The organism is Paraburkholderia sp. GAS42 (genome assembly GCF_050436565.1).
Classification (GTDB): domain Bacteria; phylum Pseudomonadota; class Gammaproteobacteria; order Burkholderiales; family Burkholderiaceae; genus Paraburkholderia.
This window is the reverse complement of sequence record NZ_JBNDML010000006.1, coordinates 276036-292892: the sequence shown is the minus strand read 5'-3', so window position 1 is coordinate 292892 and position 16857 is coordinate 276036. Positions and strand designations below refer to the sequence as shown.

Annotated in this window: 14 protein-coding genes and 2 pseudogenes; 4 read left to right on the top strand and 12 right to left on the bottom strand. The window is 60.2% G+C overall.

The features are described 5' to 3' along the window. The first annotated feature begins 379 nt into the window (after nucleotides 1-379). Nucleotides 380-1354 carry a LysR family transcriptional regulator gene (locus P3T16_RS12310; protein ID WP_429342506.1) on the top strand — a complete coding sequence of 325 codons (975 nt, stop codon included), beginning with the start codon at nucleotides 380-382 and terminating at the stop codon, nucleotides 1352-1354. 48 nt (nucleotides 1355-1402) lie between these two features. Here P3T16_RS12310 and P3T16_RS12305 read toward each other — a convergent pair whose 3' ends face one another. From P3T16_RS12305 to P3T16_RS12255, 11 genes and pseudogenes are all read right to left on the bottom strand, one after another. Beyond that, complete coding sequence (locus P3T16_RS12305) at nucleotides 1403-2518, bottom strand: porin (protein WP_429342530.1); 1116 nt, start codon at nucleotides 2516-2518, stop codon at nucleotides 1403-1405. A gap of 145 nt (nucleotides 2519-2663) precedes the next feature. Beyond that, nucleotides 2664-4049 carry an MFS transporter gene (locus P3T16_RS12300; protein WP_429342505.1) on the bottom strand — a complete coding sequence of 462 codons (1386 nt, stop codon included), beginning with the start codon at nucleotides 4047-4049 and terminating at the stop codon, nucleotides 2664-2666. A 39-nt stretch (nucleotides 4050-4088) separates the two neighbouring features. Further along, nucleotides 4089-5105 (bottom strand): ketopantoate reductase family protein, encoded by a 1017-nt coding sequence (locus tag P3T16_RS12295; protein WP_429342504.1) that lies wholly within the window; start codon nucleotides 5103-5105, stop codon nucleotides 4089-4091. Nucleotides 5106-5118: 13 nt separating this feature from the next. Beyond that, the gene (locus tag P3T16_RS12290) at nucleotides 5119-5925 is read right to left on the bottom strand and encodes a TauD/TfdA dioxygenase family protein (protein ID WP_429342503.1); all 807 of its coding nucleotides are present in this window, start codon (nucleotides 5923-5925) and stop codon (nucleotides 5119-5121) included. Nucleotides 5926-5969: 44 nt separating this feature from the next. After that, nucleotides 5970-8042 carry a hydantoinase/oxoprolinase family protein gene (locus tag P3T16_RS12285; RefSeq protein WP_429342502.1) on the bottom strand — a complete coding sequence of 691 codons (2073 nt, stop codon included), beginning with the start codon at nucleotides 8040-8042 and terminating at the stop codon, nucleotides 5970-5972. Continuing rightward, the gene (locus tag P3T16_RS12280) at nucleotides 8039-9895 is read right to left on the bottom strand and encodes a hydantoinase B/oxoprolinase family protein (RefSeq protein WP_429342501.1); all 1857 of its coding nucleotides are present in this window, start codon (nucleotides 9893-9895) and stop codon (nucleotides 8039-8041) included. Before P3T16_RS12280 ends, P3T16_RS12285 begins: the two co-directional genes overlap by 4 nt. 31 nt (nucleotides 9896-9926) lie before the next feature. Further along, complete coding sequence (locus P3T16_RS12275) at nucleotides 9927-10733, bottom strand: alpha/beta fold hydrolase (RefSeq protein WP_429342500.1); 807 nt, start codon at nucleotides 10731-10733, stop codon at nucleotides 9927-9929. Between the two features lie 291 nt (nucleotides 10734-11024). Beyond that, nucleotides 11025-12017, bottom strand: coding sequence for an inositol 2-dehydrogenase (gene iolG / locus P3T16_RS12270; protein ID WP_429342499.1), 993 nt, complete (start codon nucleotides 12015-12017; stop codon nucleotides 11025-11027). A 265-nt stretch (nucleotides 12018-12282) separates the two neighbouring features. After that, a pseudogene (locus P3T16_RS12265) lies at nucleotides 12283-12436 on the bottom strand (IS5/IS1182 family transposase); the annotation flags it as partial. Beyond that, a complete protein-coding gene (locus P3T16_RS12260) occupies nucleotides 12436-13095 on the bottom strand; it encodes a GntR family transcriptional regulator (protein ID WP_429342498.1) in 660 nt (219 codons plus the stop codon). The pseudogene P3T16_RS12265 and the gene P3T16_RS12260, both read right to left, overlap by 1 nt. Before the next feature lie 110 nt (nucleotides 13096-13205). After that, complete coding sequence (locus P3T16_RS12255; RefSeq protein WP_429342497.1) at nucleotides 13206-13385, bottom strand: hypothetical protein; 180 nt, start codon at nucleotides 13383-13385, stop codon at nucleotides 13206-13208. Nucleotides 13386-13521: 136 nt separating this feature from the next. Between P3T16_RS12255 and P3T16_RS12250 the strand changes: the two genes are divergently transcribed. The 3 genes from P3T16_RS12250 (at nucleotide 13522) to P3T16_RS12240 (ending at nucleotide 16442) form a co-directional block, all read left to right on the top strand. After that, complete coding sequence (locus P3T16_RS12250) at nucleotides 13522-13980, top strand: hypothetical protein (RefSeq protein WP_429342496.1); 459 nt, start codon at nucleotides 13522-13524, stop codon at nucleotides 13978-13980. A 140-nt stretch (nucleotides 13981-14120) separates the two neighbouring features. Beyond that, complete coding sequence (locus tag P3T16_RS12245) at nucleotides 14121-15176, top strand: ABC transporter substrate-binding protein (RefSeq protein WP_429342495.1); 1056 nt, start codon at nucleotides 14121-14123, stop codon at nucleotides 15174-15176. Nucleotides 15177-15455: 279 nt separating this feature from the next. Then, the gene (locus P3T16_RS12240; protein ID WP_429342494.1) at nucleotides 15456-16442 is read left to right on the top strand and encodes a Gfo/Idh/MocA family protein; all 987 of its coding nucleotides are present in this window, start codon (nucleotides 15456-15458) and stop codon (nucleotides 16440-16442) included. Between the two features lie 107 nt (nucleotides 16443-16549). Here P3T16_RS12240 and P3T16_RS12235 read toward each other — a convergent pair. Next, a pseudogene (locus P3T16_RS12235) lies at nucleotides 16550-16747 on the bottom strand (DDE-type integrase/transposase/recombinase); the annotation flags it as partial. Between the last annotated feature and the right edge of the window lie 110 nt (nucleotides 16748-16857).

Here is a 16857-nt window from a genome sequence, read left to right as displayed (position 1 = left end):
GGAGGTCCTTGAGTTGCCCGCTGGCGAGGTGGGCCAGGATGATCCTGGATGTGGCATCTGCGGAACAGATGCTGACGTAACCGGGTCGAGGGAAATCGCTTCTGGTTCGAAGCGACCTTTCCTTTCAAACGAACTCACGTGTGAAAGTGGGTAGCGGTTGAGACTATGCCTCTGTTCTTTTTTGACCGGCTACATTAAGCGGGGCGACCTGCGATATACATAGGCATCCTTGCGATGTGTGGGTGCCTGCTCAGCACATGCGCGGCATCATTTGCGGACAGGGGACAGTATGCGACCAAGCGAAAACGGCAATCAAAGCTTCGTGGTTTCGCCAAAGCCGGGTCCAGCCGCTCAAGGGCAGGTGAGTGTGGCATCCGCCATGACCTTTATGCGCGACCGTATCACCCTGCGTCAACTTCGCTTGCTGCTCGTGCTGAATGAGGCCCGTACGGCCAGTGCTGCGGCGCAGCGTCTTTGCATCAGTCAGCCGGCTGTGTCGAAGGCGCGTGCAGAAATCGAGGCCGCGATCGGCGCGCCGATTTTCGTGCGACGCGGCAAGCAGACCGAGGCAACCCCGCTCGGCCAGCGCCTCGTCGAAGCGGCCCGCAAGATACTCGGTGAACTGGAGGCCGCCAGCGAGGACTTCGTGCTGATGCAGGGGGGCGTGGTCGGCACCGTGCATATCGGCCTGCGTTCAATCGCCGCTCAGCCTGTTGTCGCGAAAGCGCTCACCCGGTTCAAGGCGCAATACCCGCACGTGACGATCAAATTGCTGGATCAGCCGGTGCCGACCCTGCTGGACCGGCTGGCGAAGAATGAGATCTCGTTCGTGGTCGCGGCGATGGAGCAGCCGGAACTCCACCCGGAATTCGAGCGCGTTCAGGTGCTCGCGGATTCGACCGTCGTGATCGGACATCCCGCTCACCCGCTCGCTCGGGAAAAGCATCTCGACTGGCCGGAGCTGCTGGATCAACCATGGTGCCTGGTGGCGCGCGGCTCGCCGCCGCGCTCGTATTTCGACGCGATGATCATCGAACGGCGTCTGTCGTATCCAACGGATGTCATCGAAGTCAATTCTTTTCTGATGGCAGTCACGATCGTGCAGGACAGCCAGTATCTAACGCTGGTGCGCCACACTACGGGACAGCAACTGATGCGAAAGTCCCTCGTGAAGGTGTTGTGCGCGCCGCAACTGGCTGGGCGCGAGCGCGTGGACCTGATATGGAACACGGAAGCGCCGATGGCCCCATCGGCGAGTCTTTTGCACCGTTTCCTGCTCGACACGACCGCGAATGAGCATGGAGAAGCCGAGGCGGCGATGATTTCCTCGGCCGTCGCCGCGGCATGCCGCTGACAGGCGGCGTGTCGCACCGCCGCCCGCCGTGAACAGTGATGAACGGCGTCAGAACTTATGCCGTATCCCGACCGTGATCTCGAGCTGCCGTTTTGTACTTGAAGCCGGCAACGTGTAGATGTTGGCGACCGTGGCGTCTCCCGCCGCAAGTTGATAGATGCCGACAAGCGACACGTCAGTTCGCTTCGACAGAGACGTATCGATCCCCACGTTGAACTGGTCCCACTTCGGCTGTTTTTGCTGCGGGTGATACTCGCCGTTCGTGTAGATATAGGCGGCGCCGACGAGCGTAGCCGGCGTGATCCGGTAGTCGGCGTTGATCTCGTAGTTGTCGATGCGCAGCGAAGTAGCGTCTGTATAGCGGAAAAAGGAGTCCGTGTAGAGCAGGTTGATCTGCGCGTTCCCGATCGTGTAGGCAGCGCCCGCGCCAAACACGCGCTGCTGTGCGACCCCGGCCGCTGGGTTCGCCAGACTCGTTTTAAACATCCCGGCGTAATCGCCCGATGCCGCACCGCCGGTATTGCTCGCGCTGCCCGGGTTGTCGTTGTTCAGATAGGCGATGCCCAACTGCAGCGGCCCCGCGCTGTAGGTGACACCGGCACTGAAGGTTCGGTTGTTGGCGAACGCCCCGGCTGCGTTGCTGGCGCCATAGAGCAGGTTGAACGATAGGCCCGAGTAGTCGATGCTCGTATATTTGATCGAGTTATTGATGCGGAAAGAATTGAAGCCATTGTCGGGGTCGCCAACGTGCGTACCGTTTGCCGCGAACTGGGCGACCGATTCGAATGCGCCGAGCGTCGTCGGAACTGAATCGTACTGGCGACCCAGCGTGATGGCGCCGAACCGGTCACTGGTGATACCCACATAGGCCTGCCGGCCGAATTCCCGCCCTCCCTGCTGCAGCGTGCCGTCTGTCGAACTGAAGCCGTTTTCGAGAACAAACACGGTGGCGAAGCCGCCGCCCAGATCTTCCCGCCCTCTGACGCCCCAGCGATTGGCCTGAATGGTGCCTGGGAGGAGCTGCAGGTTGGCGTGACCGCGTTGGTTGTTCGTGTAGGTCAGCCCGGTGGAGACGATGCCGTACAGCAAGACGCTGCTCTGGGCATGAGCCGTCGTCACAGCGCCCAATGATGAAATAAGAACTACTGAATATATCGGCTTCATTTTTATCCCTGAGATTGTTTGCATGTGGAACGGCGCGGCCGGGTGGTCGGGTGGCGGGCGGTTGCCTCGCCACCTGTCTCATGAATCCGCACTCGAAGGTGCGGACGAATTGCGCGATATTGCTGGTGCGGCGGGTGCGGCTGACTTACTTCGATGCGGCGACGCTTCGATTGGCGCTGGCGTCGATCCGGTGATTCGTCTGGTCGGACGCGGCGCCCGGATCGTCCGCGAACTCGATCGGCATGCCGGTACGATCTTTCAGCCGCGTGGTGCACACGACGCCGATCAGCGCGCTGCCGGCGACATAAAACGCAGGTGCAAGCGAGCTGCCCGTCACCCAGATCAACCAGGTGACGGTGAACGGGGCAAACGTGCCGAACAAGACGATCGACCCGGTGTAGACGACCGAGATCGCGGTCGAGCGGATTCTGCTCGGGAACATTTCGCTGCTCAGTGCGGTCGACGCGCTGGCATAGAGCGAGCCGATGACGGCGAGCACGATCTGCACGATCGTCAACGCAGCGACGCTTCTGGCCGTCGACAGATACAGGTAGAGCGGCACGATCGAGACGGCGAGCAGGATGCCGGCGATATACATCGGCAGCTTGCGGCCTATGCGATCGGCGAGTGCGCCGAACACCGGCATCAAGCCGATCACGACGGCGCACCCCACGAAGCTTGCGCGATAGGCGTCGTGCAGTGGGATGCCGAGTTGCCGGCTGGCGAAAGTGGGCATGTAATTCAACAGCACGTACGCGAATACGCTGGTCGGCACGATCGACCCTGCAACGGCGAGAATCAGGCGCCAGTCGGAAGCGAACGCCGCGCGTAATGGCGATGTCTTCTTCGACACAGGTTCGACGACTTTCCTGAAGGTGGGCGTTTCCGGCAGACGCGCACGGATATACATGCCGACCGGCCCCAGGATCGTGCCCAGCAGGAACGGAATCCGCCATCCCCATGCCGCTATTTGCGTGTCGGCGAGAAACTTCGTCATCAACCAGCCAATCAGGGCCGACAGCAAACCCGCCGCGATACTGCCGGCGTTGATCCAGCTGATATAAAACGCCCGATGGCGCGCGGGCGCATGCTCGGCAAGAAACGTCACGGAACTGCCCAGTTCGCCGCCCGCGGCAAAGCCTTGCACGAGTCTCGCCAGTACCACCAGCAGGGGCGCGACCCAGCCGATCGTCGCGTAGGCCGGAAGGATGCCGATGAATCCCGTGGCCGCCGCCATCAACCCGACCGTGAGGCTTAACGCCGAACGCCGGCCCACGCGATCTGCATAGGAGCCGATAACGATCGCGCCAAGTGGTCTGGCTACGGCACCGACAGCGAACACGCCGACCGTGAGCAGCAGGGAAACCGTCGCGTCGTGGGTTGGGAAAAAGACCGGCGACAGCGTCACGGCGAAAATGGCGAAAAGCGTGAAGTCATAGAACTCGAGCAGGTTGCCGATCGTTCCGGCTGCAATCAGTCGCACGCGCATGCGTCGGGTCGTCAGCGCGGCGTTTTCGTCGTCAATGGCCATCATTCCCCCAGAAGAGTTCAGTACAGCGTCGCGAACGTCTTAGCGGCGCACGAGTGTGATCAGGTTGTCGTCGGTCTGCTGGCAGCGGCCTTCCTCGATGTCGGCGATGGCGTCGATCAGCCGTCTGATGGTGGTGCAGGGAATCTGATGGCGCACACCCAGTTCGAGCAGCGGCCCCAACTGATGGTGTATTTCCGTGCGCCGGCGATGCACTGCCAGATCGCGCCAGATTCCCGAATGCGTTTTCGTGTTGGTGCGCAAGAAGGTCACCATGGCTTCGATGCTCGCGATGGTGGCCGCCTCGGGCACATGGATCGAAAAGGCGTCAGGATCGTAGCCGTCGAACGCGTGCGGATGAATTCCCTGCGCTGCGGCGAGCGCTGCGATTTCCGTGCCGAGCGCGCGCCACAGCGGCAGCAGTTCGGGTTCCCGGAAGCACTCGATGATCGGCCGCTGCCCGAGCGCCTGTGCGGTGAGCATCAACGCAAAGCCGAGCTTGCTCCAGACATAGGACCAGATGTCCGCGGTAGCTTCGATCGTCGGATCGAAGTCACGCAGGATTTGCGCGAGCTCACGCGCCCGCTCACTGACGCCGCCGCTGAACTCGCCGATCATCAAGGTACCTTTCGCGCCCAGCCGGATATGTCCAGGCGCCAGCATGTCGGCCGCAACGTTGACGGAAGCGGCGAGCGTGCGCTGTCCTCCCAGCGAGCGCTCGACCACGGGCGCGAGAAGGCCGTTTTGCAGCGACACGACGCAGCCGTCTTCTGCGAGATGGGCGCGCAGCGCAGTGGCGGCGGCCTCCGTGTGTTGGCCCTTGACCGCGAGACACGCGTAGCGCCACTGGCCCGTCAGTTCGCCGGGTAGGAAGGCCGGAGCGGACACCGCGAATTCCTCGCCGGACGTGCTGACGCGCAGGCCGCGTTCGGGGTCGTTCATCGCCACCACGTGCTCGGTGGTGACGTCGACAAATGTCACGTCGTGTCCCGCACGCTTGAGGTAAGCGCCGATCGATCCACCGATCGCACCCGCTCCCCACATCAGAATCTCACTCATGCCGCGGTCCCCTTCAGATGGCCGATGTGCGCCGCAACGTGCGCGGCTCGCTGGAAAGAAAGGGCAGGCGGGCATGCGCGAGCGTCAGGTTGTTCCAGATGATCATGTCTCCCGGCTGCCATTGATGGATGTAGTTGATTTCCGGAGTCTCTTCGGCGATCCGCCAGAGTTCCTCGAGCAGCGCTTCACCTTCCTCGTGGGACACGCCGCGATAACCCACCGTGCTGATGCGAACCATCCAGAGCGCCTGTTGTTCCGTGCGCTCGTCGCGCCATACGAAGGGATGCCATGCACGCTGCGCGCGGGGTGAATCCTTGGTCGGATCCTGACGCGCCGTGTAGTTGTCGTCGTAGTTGAAGAAGTGCTCGCACTGGACCGCTTCGGCGCGGGCGCGCAGTGCCGGTGGCAGCTTCTCGAGCATCGCGCTCATGTTTCTGAAGCGCGTACGGCTGCCAGAGGTCGGTACCTCGATCGCATACAAAAGCGCTGTCTTTAGCGGCTTCTCGTAAAAGAGCTGGTCGTGATGGAATTCGATTTCACCGACAGGCAGTACGCCATCGGGTCGATTGTTGGAAATGTAGTGCGCTTCCTTGCCATGCGAGCCGTCGTAGCTGTTACGCACGAGCAGTTCGCCGAACAGGCGGGACAGGCGAATCTGATCCTCCTCGGTCAGACCGGGCTGACGGATCATCAGCAGGTGATGTTTCCGATAGGCCGACTGGATCGCCGCAGCGACATCGGGCGGCAACGGCCTGCTCAGGTCGACACCCTTGATTTCGGCGCCCACGTAGTCGGACAGCGCAATGACTTCAATGCTCATGGTGATTTCCTTTGTGGAGTCTTGTGATAAGTGCCGATCAGTGTTTAGCCGGCTTCGACAATCAGGTTGCCGAAGCGATCGATACAGCCCGTGTAGCCCGGCGGAATGACGGTCGTGCAGTCGAGTTGGGCGAGAATGGCGGGCCCCGCCATCGTTGCGCCACAACCGAGCTTTGCGCGTTCATAAACCGGCGTCTCGTAGACGCAGCCATCGAACCATGTCTGCTGGCGGCCGGCCTCGGCCGCGCGTAGATCGGTCCCTTCCGCGATCTCCTGGAAAACCGGATGCGGCAGGTGTCCGATGGCTTCGACGAGCACCGCGACAATTTCCAGCGGCGTATCGGGCTGCGCAAATGTAAACGTGCGTTCGTGCTGCGCGTGGAATTGCGTGGCGAGCGCCGCGAGGGACGCGTCATCCGCCTGCCGGCTGCTCCACTCGACGCGCAACTCGGACCCCTGGCCGGCGTAGCGCAGATCGGCCCACCAGCGAACTTCGGCGTTGCCGGATGGGATGGCCTCGGCATCGAGCAAGGCCCGGGCTTGCGACTCCAGCGCAGCGAAGGTTGCGCCCAGTGCCTCCACATCCAGCGTGTCCGAACGTTGCAGGATCACATGCCCGAATTCCTGCTTCAGATTGCTCGCCAGAAGGCCGATCGCGGAGAGCACACCGGGGCTAGGGGGCACCACGATGCGCGGAATCTCGAGCAAACGCGCAAGGCTGACGCCGTGTAACGGGCCCGCGCCGCCGAACGGCACCAGTGCGAAATCGCGTGGATCATGCCCGCGTTGCACGGACACCAGCCGGATGGCGCCCACCATGTGGTTGTCCGCAATCGCGAGGATGCCTTCCGCGGCGGCTTCGACCGTGAGGCCGAGCGGCTGCGCGATGCGTGCTTCGATGGCCTGTCGTGCCGCCCGGCGGTCGATCCGCATCGCGCCGCCCAGCAGATATTCGGGCAGTCGACCCAATACCAGGTGCGCGTCGGTCACGGTAGGTTCGACACCGCCGCGACCGTAGCAGACCGGTCCGGGGCTGGCGCCGGCGCTATCGGGCCCGACGGCCAGCCGGCCATCGTCGGTGACGCGCGCAATCGAGCCGCCGCCCGCACCGATCGTGCTGATGTCGACCATCGGGAACTGCAATGGCCAGGCGGCGATTTTGCCTTCGGATTGCAGCGTGATTTCGTTGTCCGCGATCAGGCAGATATCGGCGGAGGTCCCGCCGATATCCACGCCAATCAGGTTTTCGTAGCCCGCGAGCTGACCGATCAGGCGGCAACCTACCGCACCGGCCGCCGGTCCCGACAGCGCGGTCTGGACCGGCGCGCGGCGAATCGTCTCGACGCCGGCCACGCCGCCGCTCGATTTCATCAGCAGCAGGCGCGATCCGATCGCGTGCTGCTTCAGCCGGTCTTCGAGACGGCCCACATAGGACGACACGAGCGGCATCACATACGCGTTGAGCAAGACCGTCATGCTGCGTTCGTATTCCCGGAAGGTGGGCAGCACGTCGGACGATATCGTGATCATCACGCCTGGCAGATGCGTGTTCAGCACCTCCTCCACGCGCCGCTCGTGGGCCGGATTCGCATACGAGTGGAGCAGGCACACCGCGACCGCGCGCACGTCCATCTGTTCGATCTGCTTCGCCAGCGCGACGATGTCCGCGTCGAACAGCGGTTCAACCTCGACGCCTTTCTCGTCGAGCCGGCCGCCGATCTCCAGCACACAACTCGCGGGGACCGGCAAGGGCGGTTTGACGTACGCATAAAGATTTTCGCTGCGCGGAATATCGTGGCGGCCGATCGACGTCACGTGACGAAAACCTCGCGTCGTGACCAGCACGGTAGCGGCGCCCTTGCTTTCGAGGATTCCGTTGGTCGCCACTGTCGTGCCGTGGAAAACGTGACTGACGGAGCGCGCCGCGATGGCCGAGCGCTCCAGCACCTGATCGATGCCGTCGATAAAACCAATCGACGGGTCGGTCGGCGTCGACGACGTTTTGGCGCTCCACAATATGCCGGTGGAGCGATCGAGCAGGACGATGTCAGAAAATGTACCGCCGGTGTCGACACCGATCGAGCAGGCGTCGGCGTCGTTGAGTTGAGCTTGGTTCATGCGCTGATCTCTTTTTTGTCGAATGCCGCGTACCACTCGCCGGCGTCGTAATAGCGATGACGATGAAATAGTTTCGTCGGCCATCGGTGGGCGTCGCGATAGATCCGTGTGGCGTTTGCATCGACGCGCGTATGCGCGGCGTCGAGCACGACGCCATAGTCGTCGCGAGCTGCTCGCACGCTCACAAAGCCGTTGGCGACGTCGGCCAGCACACGCTGCGGCTCCCTGTCGAACGGATGCCCCCAACCGCCGCCGCCCACCGTTTCGATGCGCACGATATCGCCGCGCTTGAGCGCAATGCCGTCGACGAGTCCGGCGAACGCCTGCTGATCCGGCTTGCCTGGATTGATGGTGACGCGGCCCGAGCGTCCGCACATGCCGCCGTTGACGCCCCACGGGGGATTCTTCACGTTGTCCATGCGCACGCCGAACTGGCAGTCATCGGCCAGAATCTCGACTTCGCGGATGATCCCGCAGCCGCCGCGCCACCGGCCGGGGCCGCCGGAGTCGCGGTTAATCTGGTAGGCGCGCACGCGGATCGGGTACGAATGCTCGACGTATTCCACCGGATAGTTTTTGACCGAATGGAAATACACGGCGTCGTGACCGTCGCCGTAATAGCGCGCGCCGTGGCCTACGCCGAGGCCGGATGCCTTGTTGAAGATCGCGCGCGTAGCGGGATGGCGGCCGCGCACGTTGTAGATGACATAGCTTGAACTCGATGCAAGGCTGCGTTCCGGATTCGCCTGCGCGAACAGGCCGGCGCAGGCGCTCAGGGTGCGAATGACCGTCAACATGCGCTGGCCTAGGGGCGCCGGCCACTCCGGCTGAATGATGCTGCCGGGTCGGGTGAGCACTTCCTGAACCGCGTTGATCGCGCCATGATTGAGCAGCAGCGACGGTTCGTCGGCGATCGCGTAGACCCCGAACATGAGCTTCAACACCGTATCGCGCATCAGAAAGTTAACGGGGCCGCGCGCCTGGTCATCGCTGTCGCGTGTGTCGATGCTCAGGCCGCGCTCGTTCGCGGTCATCGTCAGACGGATCGAAAACGGACCGAGCCCGTAGCCGTCGTCGTCGATCGTATCGACAAAACGGTAGGTTCCATGGGGAAACGTCTGGGCGAGGCGGTCGCGAACCGCGTTACCGGTCTGATCGATCAATAACGCGAACGCATCGTTCAGCGTCTCTGCGCTGAAGCGGCCGGCGATTTCAATCAGGCGCCGCTCGGCGAGCTTGACCGCCGCCACCAACGCGCGGATATCCCCTCGCACCATGTTCGGAAAACGGGTGTTCTTGAGCAGGATGCGCAGCAGTTCGTCGTTGAACTGCGCGTCGCGCACCAGTCGCACCGGCGGGATAACGACGCCTTCGGCGAGGATGTCACGCGCTTTGGGTGTCGTGGAACCGATTTCCGCGCCGCCGATATCGACGAAGTGCGCCCATGAGAATGCGAACGCCATGATCCGTGAACCGGCAAATACGGGGCTCACAAATACGATATCCGGCGAATGGCTCACACTGCCGTGGCTGCCATAGCAATCGTTGTAAATGAACAGGTCGCCGGGGTTCATGTCGGCAAGGCTGTAGTGATCCAGGACGGGGTCGAGAATGGCGCCGAACATGGGCTGCTTGGTTCCGACGACGAGCCGGCCCGTTGCGTCCAGCAAGCCCACAAAATAGTCGTTCTTTACCCGGATGACGGGTGACATCGCGGTGCGCTCAAGCAGAGCTTCGCATTCCTCCTGAGCCGCGGTCAGTGCACCCTTGATGATTTCCAGAGAGACCGCATTGAGCACGGACGGTGGCGTTGCTACGACAGTTCCGGGCACTGAGGTGACGTGACAGGTCATTCAAAAACTCCTTTGCGCGCTGCGTTGGGGCTCAAGTCCGCTCGAACCACGCGTTGACGACTTTGGCGAACTCTTCCGTTCGCTCCCCCTGATAGGCGTGCGCGGCGTTCTGAATGATGTGCAGCTTCGCGCCGGGAATCCGCGCATAGACCTCGCGTGCATACTCGGGTCCGGTTGGACGGTCTTCGAAGCCGCCGCAGACAACAAGGGTAGGGCAGGCGATACGGGGCAGGTAGTCGGTCGCATCGAAACTCGTGTAGGCGTCCAGCAGCCAGCCGTAGATTTCGGGGCGCGAGAACGGGTCGTCGTTGATGCGGCCAGCCAGGGCTTTCTCGATGATCTCCGGCCTTTCGTTCCAGGTTTCACGCGTATAGTCGGAGAGCGTGATGTCGCGCGCCCATAGCTCGGGACTCACCTTGTAGAGATCGCGCCAGTAGTAATAGAGGCTGCGCATGAAATTGTCGGCCTTGACACTGGGTGCACCCAACACTAGCGAGCGCACCCTTTCCGGGTAGGTGGCCGCGAGCGCAATGCCGACCAGTGAGCCCATGCCGCCACCGGCAAGCACCCGCAGATTGCGCAGGTCGAGATGCTCGAGCAGGCCGTTGAGATCGTCGGCCAGTTGCGTGATCGAGTAGGGGCCGTCGGGTGCATCGGTGCTGCCCATGCCGCGATGCTCATTGCGAATCAGACGGTACTGGTTGCCAAAGATCTTGCGGTAACGCTCTGTGGCGGTCGCGATCTTCGACCAGCCCGAGGTTACGAGTAGAGGTTCCCCATCCGGATCCCCCATTTCTTCGTAGTACATCTGGATATCAGAGACTTTTACTTTCGGCATCGCATGGCTCCTTTGGGTGACTGAGCTTCATTCTTTCCAGACGAAACTCGCCGCGCAATTGAATTCGAGTGCGATGCACATTAACCAAATGGTTATAAGTGGAGTGTCTCGCTCCATAGGAGGTGCGGGTTTCTGCGAGCGGCAAGGGGATGCATCCGGATGCTGCCGATGGGCACGCACGCCGGACGGTTCGCGGCAGTTTCGCCAGGCGCGAGGCTGAAGCGCAGGCTGCGATGGCCCTGCGCTTACGCGGGGGGAGGGCGGATTCAGTCGCGCGCTGTCAGTACTGCCTTACACCCTGACTGATTTGCGCTCTTGTACAGATTCGAGCGCGCATTCAGCCAGATGTAGTGCCTTCAGCCCGTCCTTCACCGACGTAGGCAAGGGCAAATGCATCCGCAACGCGTCGACGAACGCTGCAAGTTCCGCCTTGTAGGCCTCTTCGTATCGTTCCAGGAAGAAGTTCAGCAAAGGTTCGCGCGCGTCGGTGGCGCTCTGGGTCCAACGACGAATCGTCGAGGGCCGGAGGTTTTCCTGTAGCAGCATGCCCTTCGAGCCAAAGACCTCCAAACGCTGGTCGTAACCGTAAACTGCTTCACGGCAGCAATTGATGTGGCATTGCCTGCCTGTCGCCGTGCGCAACTGCACCATGACCGTGTCGTAGTCCTGCACATCGGAAAGGGTCGGGTCGACGAGTCGGCTTGCCATTGCCATCACTTCCACGGGCTCCTCGCCGAGAAGCCATCGAGCCATGTCAAGGTCGTGGATCACCATGTCACGAAAAATGCCGCCCGAATGCGATACGTATTCGCGTGGGGGCATGCCTGGGTCGCGACTCGAAATGATCACTTGGCGGACGTCTCCAACTTCGCCTGCGTCAATTGCCTTGCGGAAGGCCTGGGAGGTCGGGTCGAAGCGGCGATTGAACGCAAGCATTACCCGCCCTCCGAGTCGCTCGAGTTCGTTCGCTGCCGCCAACGACTTTTCCATATCCAGGTCGATTGGTTTCTCGCACAACACAGCTTTGCCTCGCTCCACCGCCTGCAGCATGAACTGGATATGCGTATCGGTCGGTGTTCCGATGACAACTGCATCGATATCGTCGCGGTCGATGGTAGCGACGCAGTCTGTCGACGCTTCGCAGCCCAGACGCTCAGCGAGCGAACTCGCCGCGCTCTCGATGGGGTCAGCGACTACCACGAGCCTGGCATTCAGATTCGCCACGATGTTGGCGGCGTGAATCCGCCCAATACGTCCGGCGCCTAGTACTGCGAATCGAATCATAGTCGTCTCCTGAAGAAATTTTCGTGGCCGGACTACGGTTTGCGTAGCGGTCTGACACAGATTGAGCCGTTGTCGCGCTGAGGCGCGCGATTCCGCGCGATGATTCCGGCAGATGACAGCAATTCAATCGCCGCTCCGCGGCCAGATAAGCGCTTAGCCGGCTGTTGAAAAGCGCACGTCATGACGACCGGGAGCTGCTCGGGAGATTTTCGAATGCAATGTTTTACTGAATTCCGTATCCGCCAGGCGGCGCGCCGACACGGCTCGTGTTCCTGGATGCGCTTGCGAATGATCTGGCTTACCCGATAGCCCGCGTGCCGCGAAGTGCGGCCATCAATCGCGCTACCGCCGCGGCGATCATGATTACGGGCGACCTGAGGCGTGACGTTGCGCACGCGGCAGCCGTCGGCGAAGTCATTCAGATGCTTTTGGCCTTCGTCAGCGTTAGATTCAGTGCTGCTGCCACAAGCTTCATGGTCTGTCCAAAATGCTCGGCGAGCAGCAACGAAGCAAGCTCCACGTCATGGGATAGAACGGCCTGCACGATCGCGTCGTGCTCTTTCGCCAGGTTACGGTCGTGGGCGTGGGGTGCAGTGGCAGAGAGATGCCGATAGCGCGCTGTCTGGTCACGCAGCATGGATGCGAAATGCGTAAGCCATTCCGAGTGACAACCGGCTGTCAGTACTTCGTGGAATCGATTGTGTGCCCGTTCCCACTCCGGGTTAAGGCGGTCGCTGTCTTGCGACTCATAAACTGAGAGACGTTGTAGCTGATGATGCGCGGATAGGAGTTCACCTTCCCACGTCGGGTCACGACGTCGCATCGCCCGCACGATCGCAAGGCGTTCGATCTCCTGCCTGGTTTCAGTTATATCTGCCAGTTCTTCAAGGGAGATATCGGCCACACGGAAGCCTTTTTGGTCGACCGCAAGCACGAAGCCGGTGGCGCACAGGCGAGAGAGTGCCTCTCTCAGCGGAATGGCTCCAGCTTCGTATCGCTCACCCAGTTCCTTGACGCGAAGCCGGCTGCCCGGTACCAAGGCGCCCGTGATGATGTCCTGGCGGAGCATATCTTCCAACGTGGACGCCATCGTACGGGGTGATATGAGGCCGTTGGGAGTGATCGGTGTAAGCATCTTTTTTTAATCGCCGAATAATACGTAACGCAAGTTTATATATATTTTTGCGATTAAGCTAGCCCGTGAGGGAGACTCGCTGGACGGAGCGCCCCTGGATTGACCTGATGCTCCTCGGCGACGACGGCAATGTTGACCTTCGTGCCCGGTGCCGCCACGCCTTCGATGACATTGCGCCGAAGCCTCTCGAACACGAACCGCGTCTGTTCGAAAGCTTTTTGACCATCTGCCATCGCAAGTTTTTCCTGATGACGAGCTACCGCAGGCAGGTAAACCCTAGTAGACATCCTGCAATCCAGAAACATATAGTTCTAAGCATAATATATTTAATGTAAATTTATCGACAAAAACAATGCCAGACGAGGGAGCGTGGAATCCCTTGCCGGAGACGACGTGACGGAAGCAAAGATCGAACTGATTGCCTCTTACTGGACCCTTGCCGGCAACGTATGGCCGGGAGGACCCACAGAGGTAAGCCCTCATCCGCTCAAAGATCGCGCCGAGGCCGCTGCGAAGGAGGGATGGAAGGGACTCGGTATCGTTCATGCCGACATGTGCGATCGCGCCGCGCCGTATGGAATCAATGTTGTCGTAGAGTTCATTCCTTTTTCAAGCTTCAACACCATCGATCTCGCAGTCGAGCTGGTAAAAGATAGTAGACCTAATGGTGGCGTGATAGTCGATATCTGGCATGTAGACCGAGCCAGGCGGTACCGCCAGATGAAAACCATCCCTCCGGCGTTGCTTAAGGCCGTTGAGCTCAATGGCGCAGCCACGTCGGTCATCGGCACGTTGCCACAGGATTCACCGTTACGAACCTGCCGGTAGATGGCGGACTTACTGCTGGTTTTGAGTTTCGCAATCTGAATATGCCTGGTGCCGACACGCACCATGGTGGCAAGGGTTAGTTGCGCGCTGAATTGAGTCACCCGGAAGTAGATATCAAAACCAAAATTGGAGACACTGCAATGTTCAATCGACGCCTATGTATGTTTATCACCGCCGGCACCCTCGTAAGCTCCCACGCAATGGCTGAAGACGCCAAGACGATCGCGCTTCTTCTACCCAATACGGCCGCCGTCCGCTTCGACAAGATTGACGGACCGCAATTCGAAAAAGAAGTGAAGTCTCTTTGTCCGACCTGCAAGGTCATTATTTCGAACGCGCAAGGAGATGCAAGCCGCCAGCAATCTCAAGCGGAAGCTGCTCTGGCGCAGGGGGCTACCGTACTTGTCATCGATCCTTTCGACGGCGGGGCGATGCGCAATATCGTTGTGACGGCCAAGTCGAAAAATATCCCGGTCATTAACTACGACTCGCTAATTAGTGACGCCCCAATTTCCTACTTTGTCTCGTTTGACTCACACCAGGTGGGCGAACAGATCGCCCAGAGCCTGGTCGATCGGATGAAGCAGCTCGGTACCTCGGACAAATGCGTGGTGGCGATTCGCGGCGATGCGTCTGACAAGAACGAGGGGGCGTTCTGGGGGGGATCGCTTCCCGTGTTCCAAAAGGCGGGGATCAAACTTTGTTACGACGTTTCGACTCCTGGCTGGTCTTCGTCAAAGGCCCAGACGTCGATGGACCAGGCCATAACCAAGATTGGCGTGGTAAACATCGGTGGTGTCTATGCCATGGCAGATGAACTGTCTGCAGGAGTTGTTGCATCGTTTGTCAATGCGGGCGCGAAGAGTTTCCCGCCGATTACCGGGCAGAATGGGGATCTGGCTGCTCTGCAGCAAATTCTTGCAGGGCGGATGTATATGACCGTCTGGAAGAACAGTATTACGTTGGCTCAACTCGCGGGTCAGATGGCAGTCTCGATTGCACAAGGCAAGACCCCGGCCACCACGACTACGATCGGCAGTGGTGGGGAACGAATTCCGACCAACCTGGTGAAGACCGTCGTGATTACACGGGACAACATCAAAGATACCGTGGTCAAGGCCAAATATGTTGATGTTGCCGCACTGTGCAAGGGCGACTACGCCAACGACTGCAAGTCTATCGGAATCACTCCGTAGCGTCAGAAGGTGCATAACTGAGGTAACGCGATGAATGTCCATACAGCGGGTAGATATCCAATGGCATGGATCTTCTCAACCTTCCCGCGGGACCTACGCGATTTCCAGATTTTGGAGCACGTTGTTTATGCGTGGGTCCCTCTTACATGATTTATGCCTTGGCCCGTGCGTCCGAGGTCGTGCGTTCTTCATAGCCCATGCGCTACCACGTTTTCGCGCAGGCAGGGCGCGCCGACTTCCATTGAGTGACTCACCTTTGATACTACACGGAGAAATGTTATGAAAGCCCTGATTGTTGGCAGCGGCGAGATGGCCGTCATAAGACTTAAAGGTCTGCGCGAAGCAGGCATAGAGACGACCGTGGTTAGTCGTTCGCCCGACTTTGCGAAGCGACTTGAATTGCCTGACTTGGTCAAGGTGCGGCCGATTCAGGAAATCGACAACGTCGATGCAAACCTTGTCTTTGTTTGTAGTGCAACCGCTGATCACGAACGAGATCTTGATGCCGTAGTCGACCGCGGTGTGCCACTCCTCTGTGAGAAGCCGATTGCAGCAAGCGTCATGGAGGCATCAGCGCTGGCGAGACGGGCAAAAGCCGCAGGCACCCCGTTTTATGTCGCCTTCATGAGACGCTTCGATGCGGGTTTTCGGCAGTTGCATCAGTATGTCGCTGACGGGAAGGCGGGTACGCTCTACCATTTGCGCGGTGCACACTATGACCGTCATGCGAAAGGTCGAGACTTCATCGCGAGCAGCGGGGGACACTTCCGGGACCTGCTGGTACATGATATCGACATCGCGTTGTGGTTGACCCGACAGCGAGTGAAGGAATGTTACGGTTGGGGTTCTGTTCGGATTAGCAAGGACTACGCTGACTTCGAGGATTGCGATGTAGCGTCGATTATGCTCACTTTCGAAGACGGACTAACGGCATCGATTCAATCCACTCGGGCTCAACCCTTGGGACACGATGTCAGGTTCGAGGTAGTTGGAAGTGAAGGCGCGTTTTGTACGGGCATCGATGATCGAACGCCGCTTCTGGATTGCGAGCCCCGCGACCCAGGCCTCAATGTGAATCCCCCCCCACACTTCAGCGTGCGGTTCGCCGACGCCTTCACTACCGAAACACGAGAGTTCATCGATTTTGCCACTGGCAAACGTGTGTCGTTTGGTGGGTGTACAGCAGACGAAGCCATTTCGGCACTTGAAGTGGCCGAGGCCTGCGATCGTTCATGGCGGACGAAACGCCCCGTCGTGCTTTTCTAGCCTGCGTGCCGATTTTGCTTCGATGTAACGTCTTATCTCTATGTTCGAACGGGTGCGCGTCAGCGACCGGTCTCCACATCGAAGCCTTTTTAAACCGAGTAGTCCAATACCGGGTTCGAGCGCAGCACACGCTGGAAGAAACGTTTGGCCGCAGCTTTGTCGCGCCGCTTTTGTAGCAGGATGTCGAGTTCGACGCCATGCTCGTCGACCGCACGCCACTGCAGGAACGGTTCGTCAAGCAGTGTGACGAACATCTCGTCCAGGTGCCATGTGCTACCCGGTTTTTCGCTCGCAGCACTCCCACGCAGTTTGCTTCTGCGAGCAGCGTCTTACCCAATGCAGGTTTTCACCAGCCAACGCATTTGTAGATCGTTGGCGCGAGCGATGAATTTGTCGTGCCTGCCGTTGATGCGGC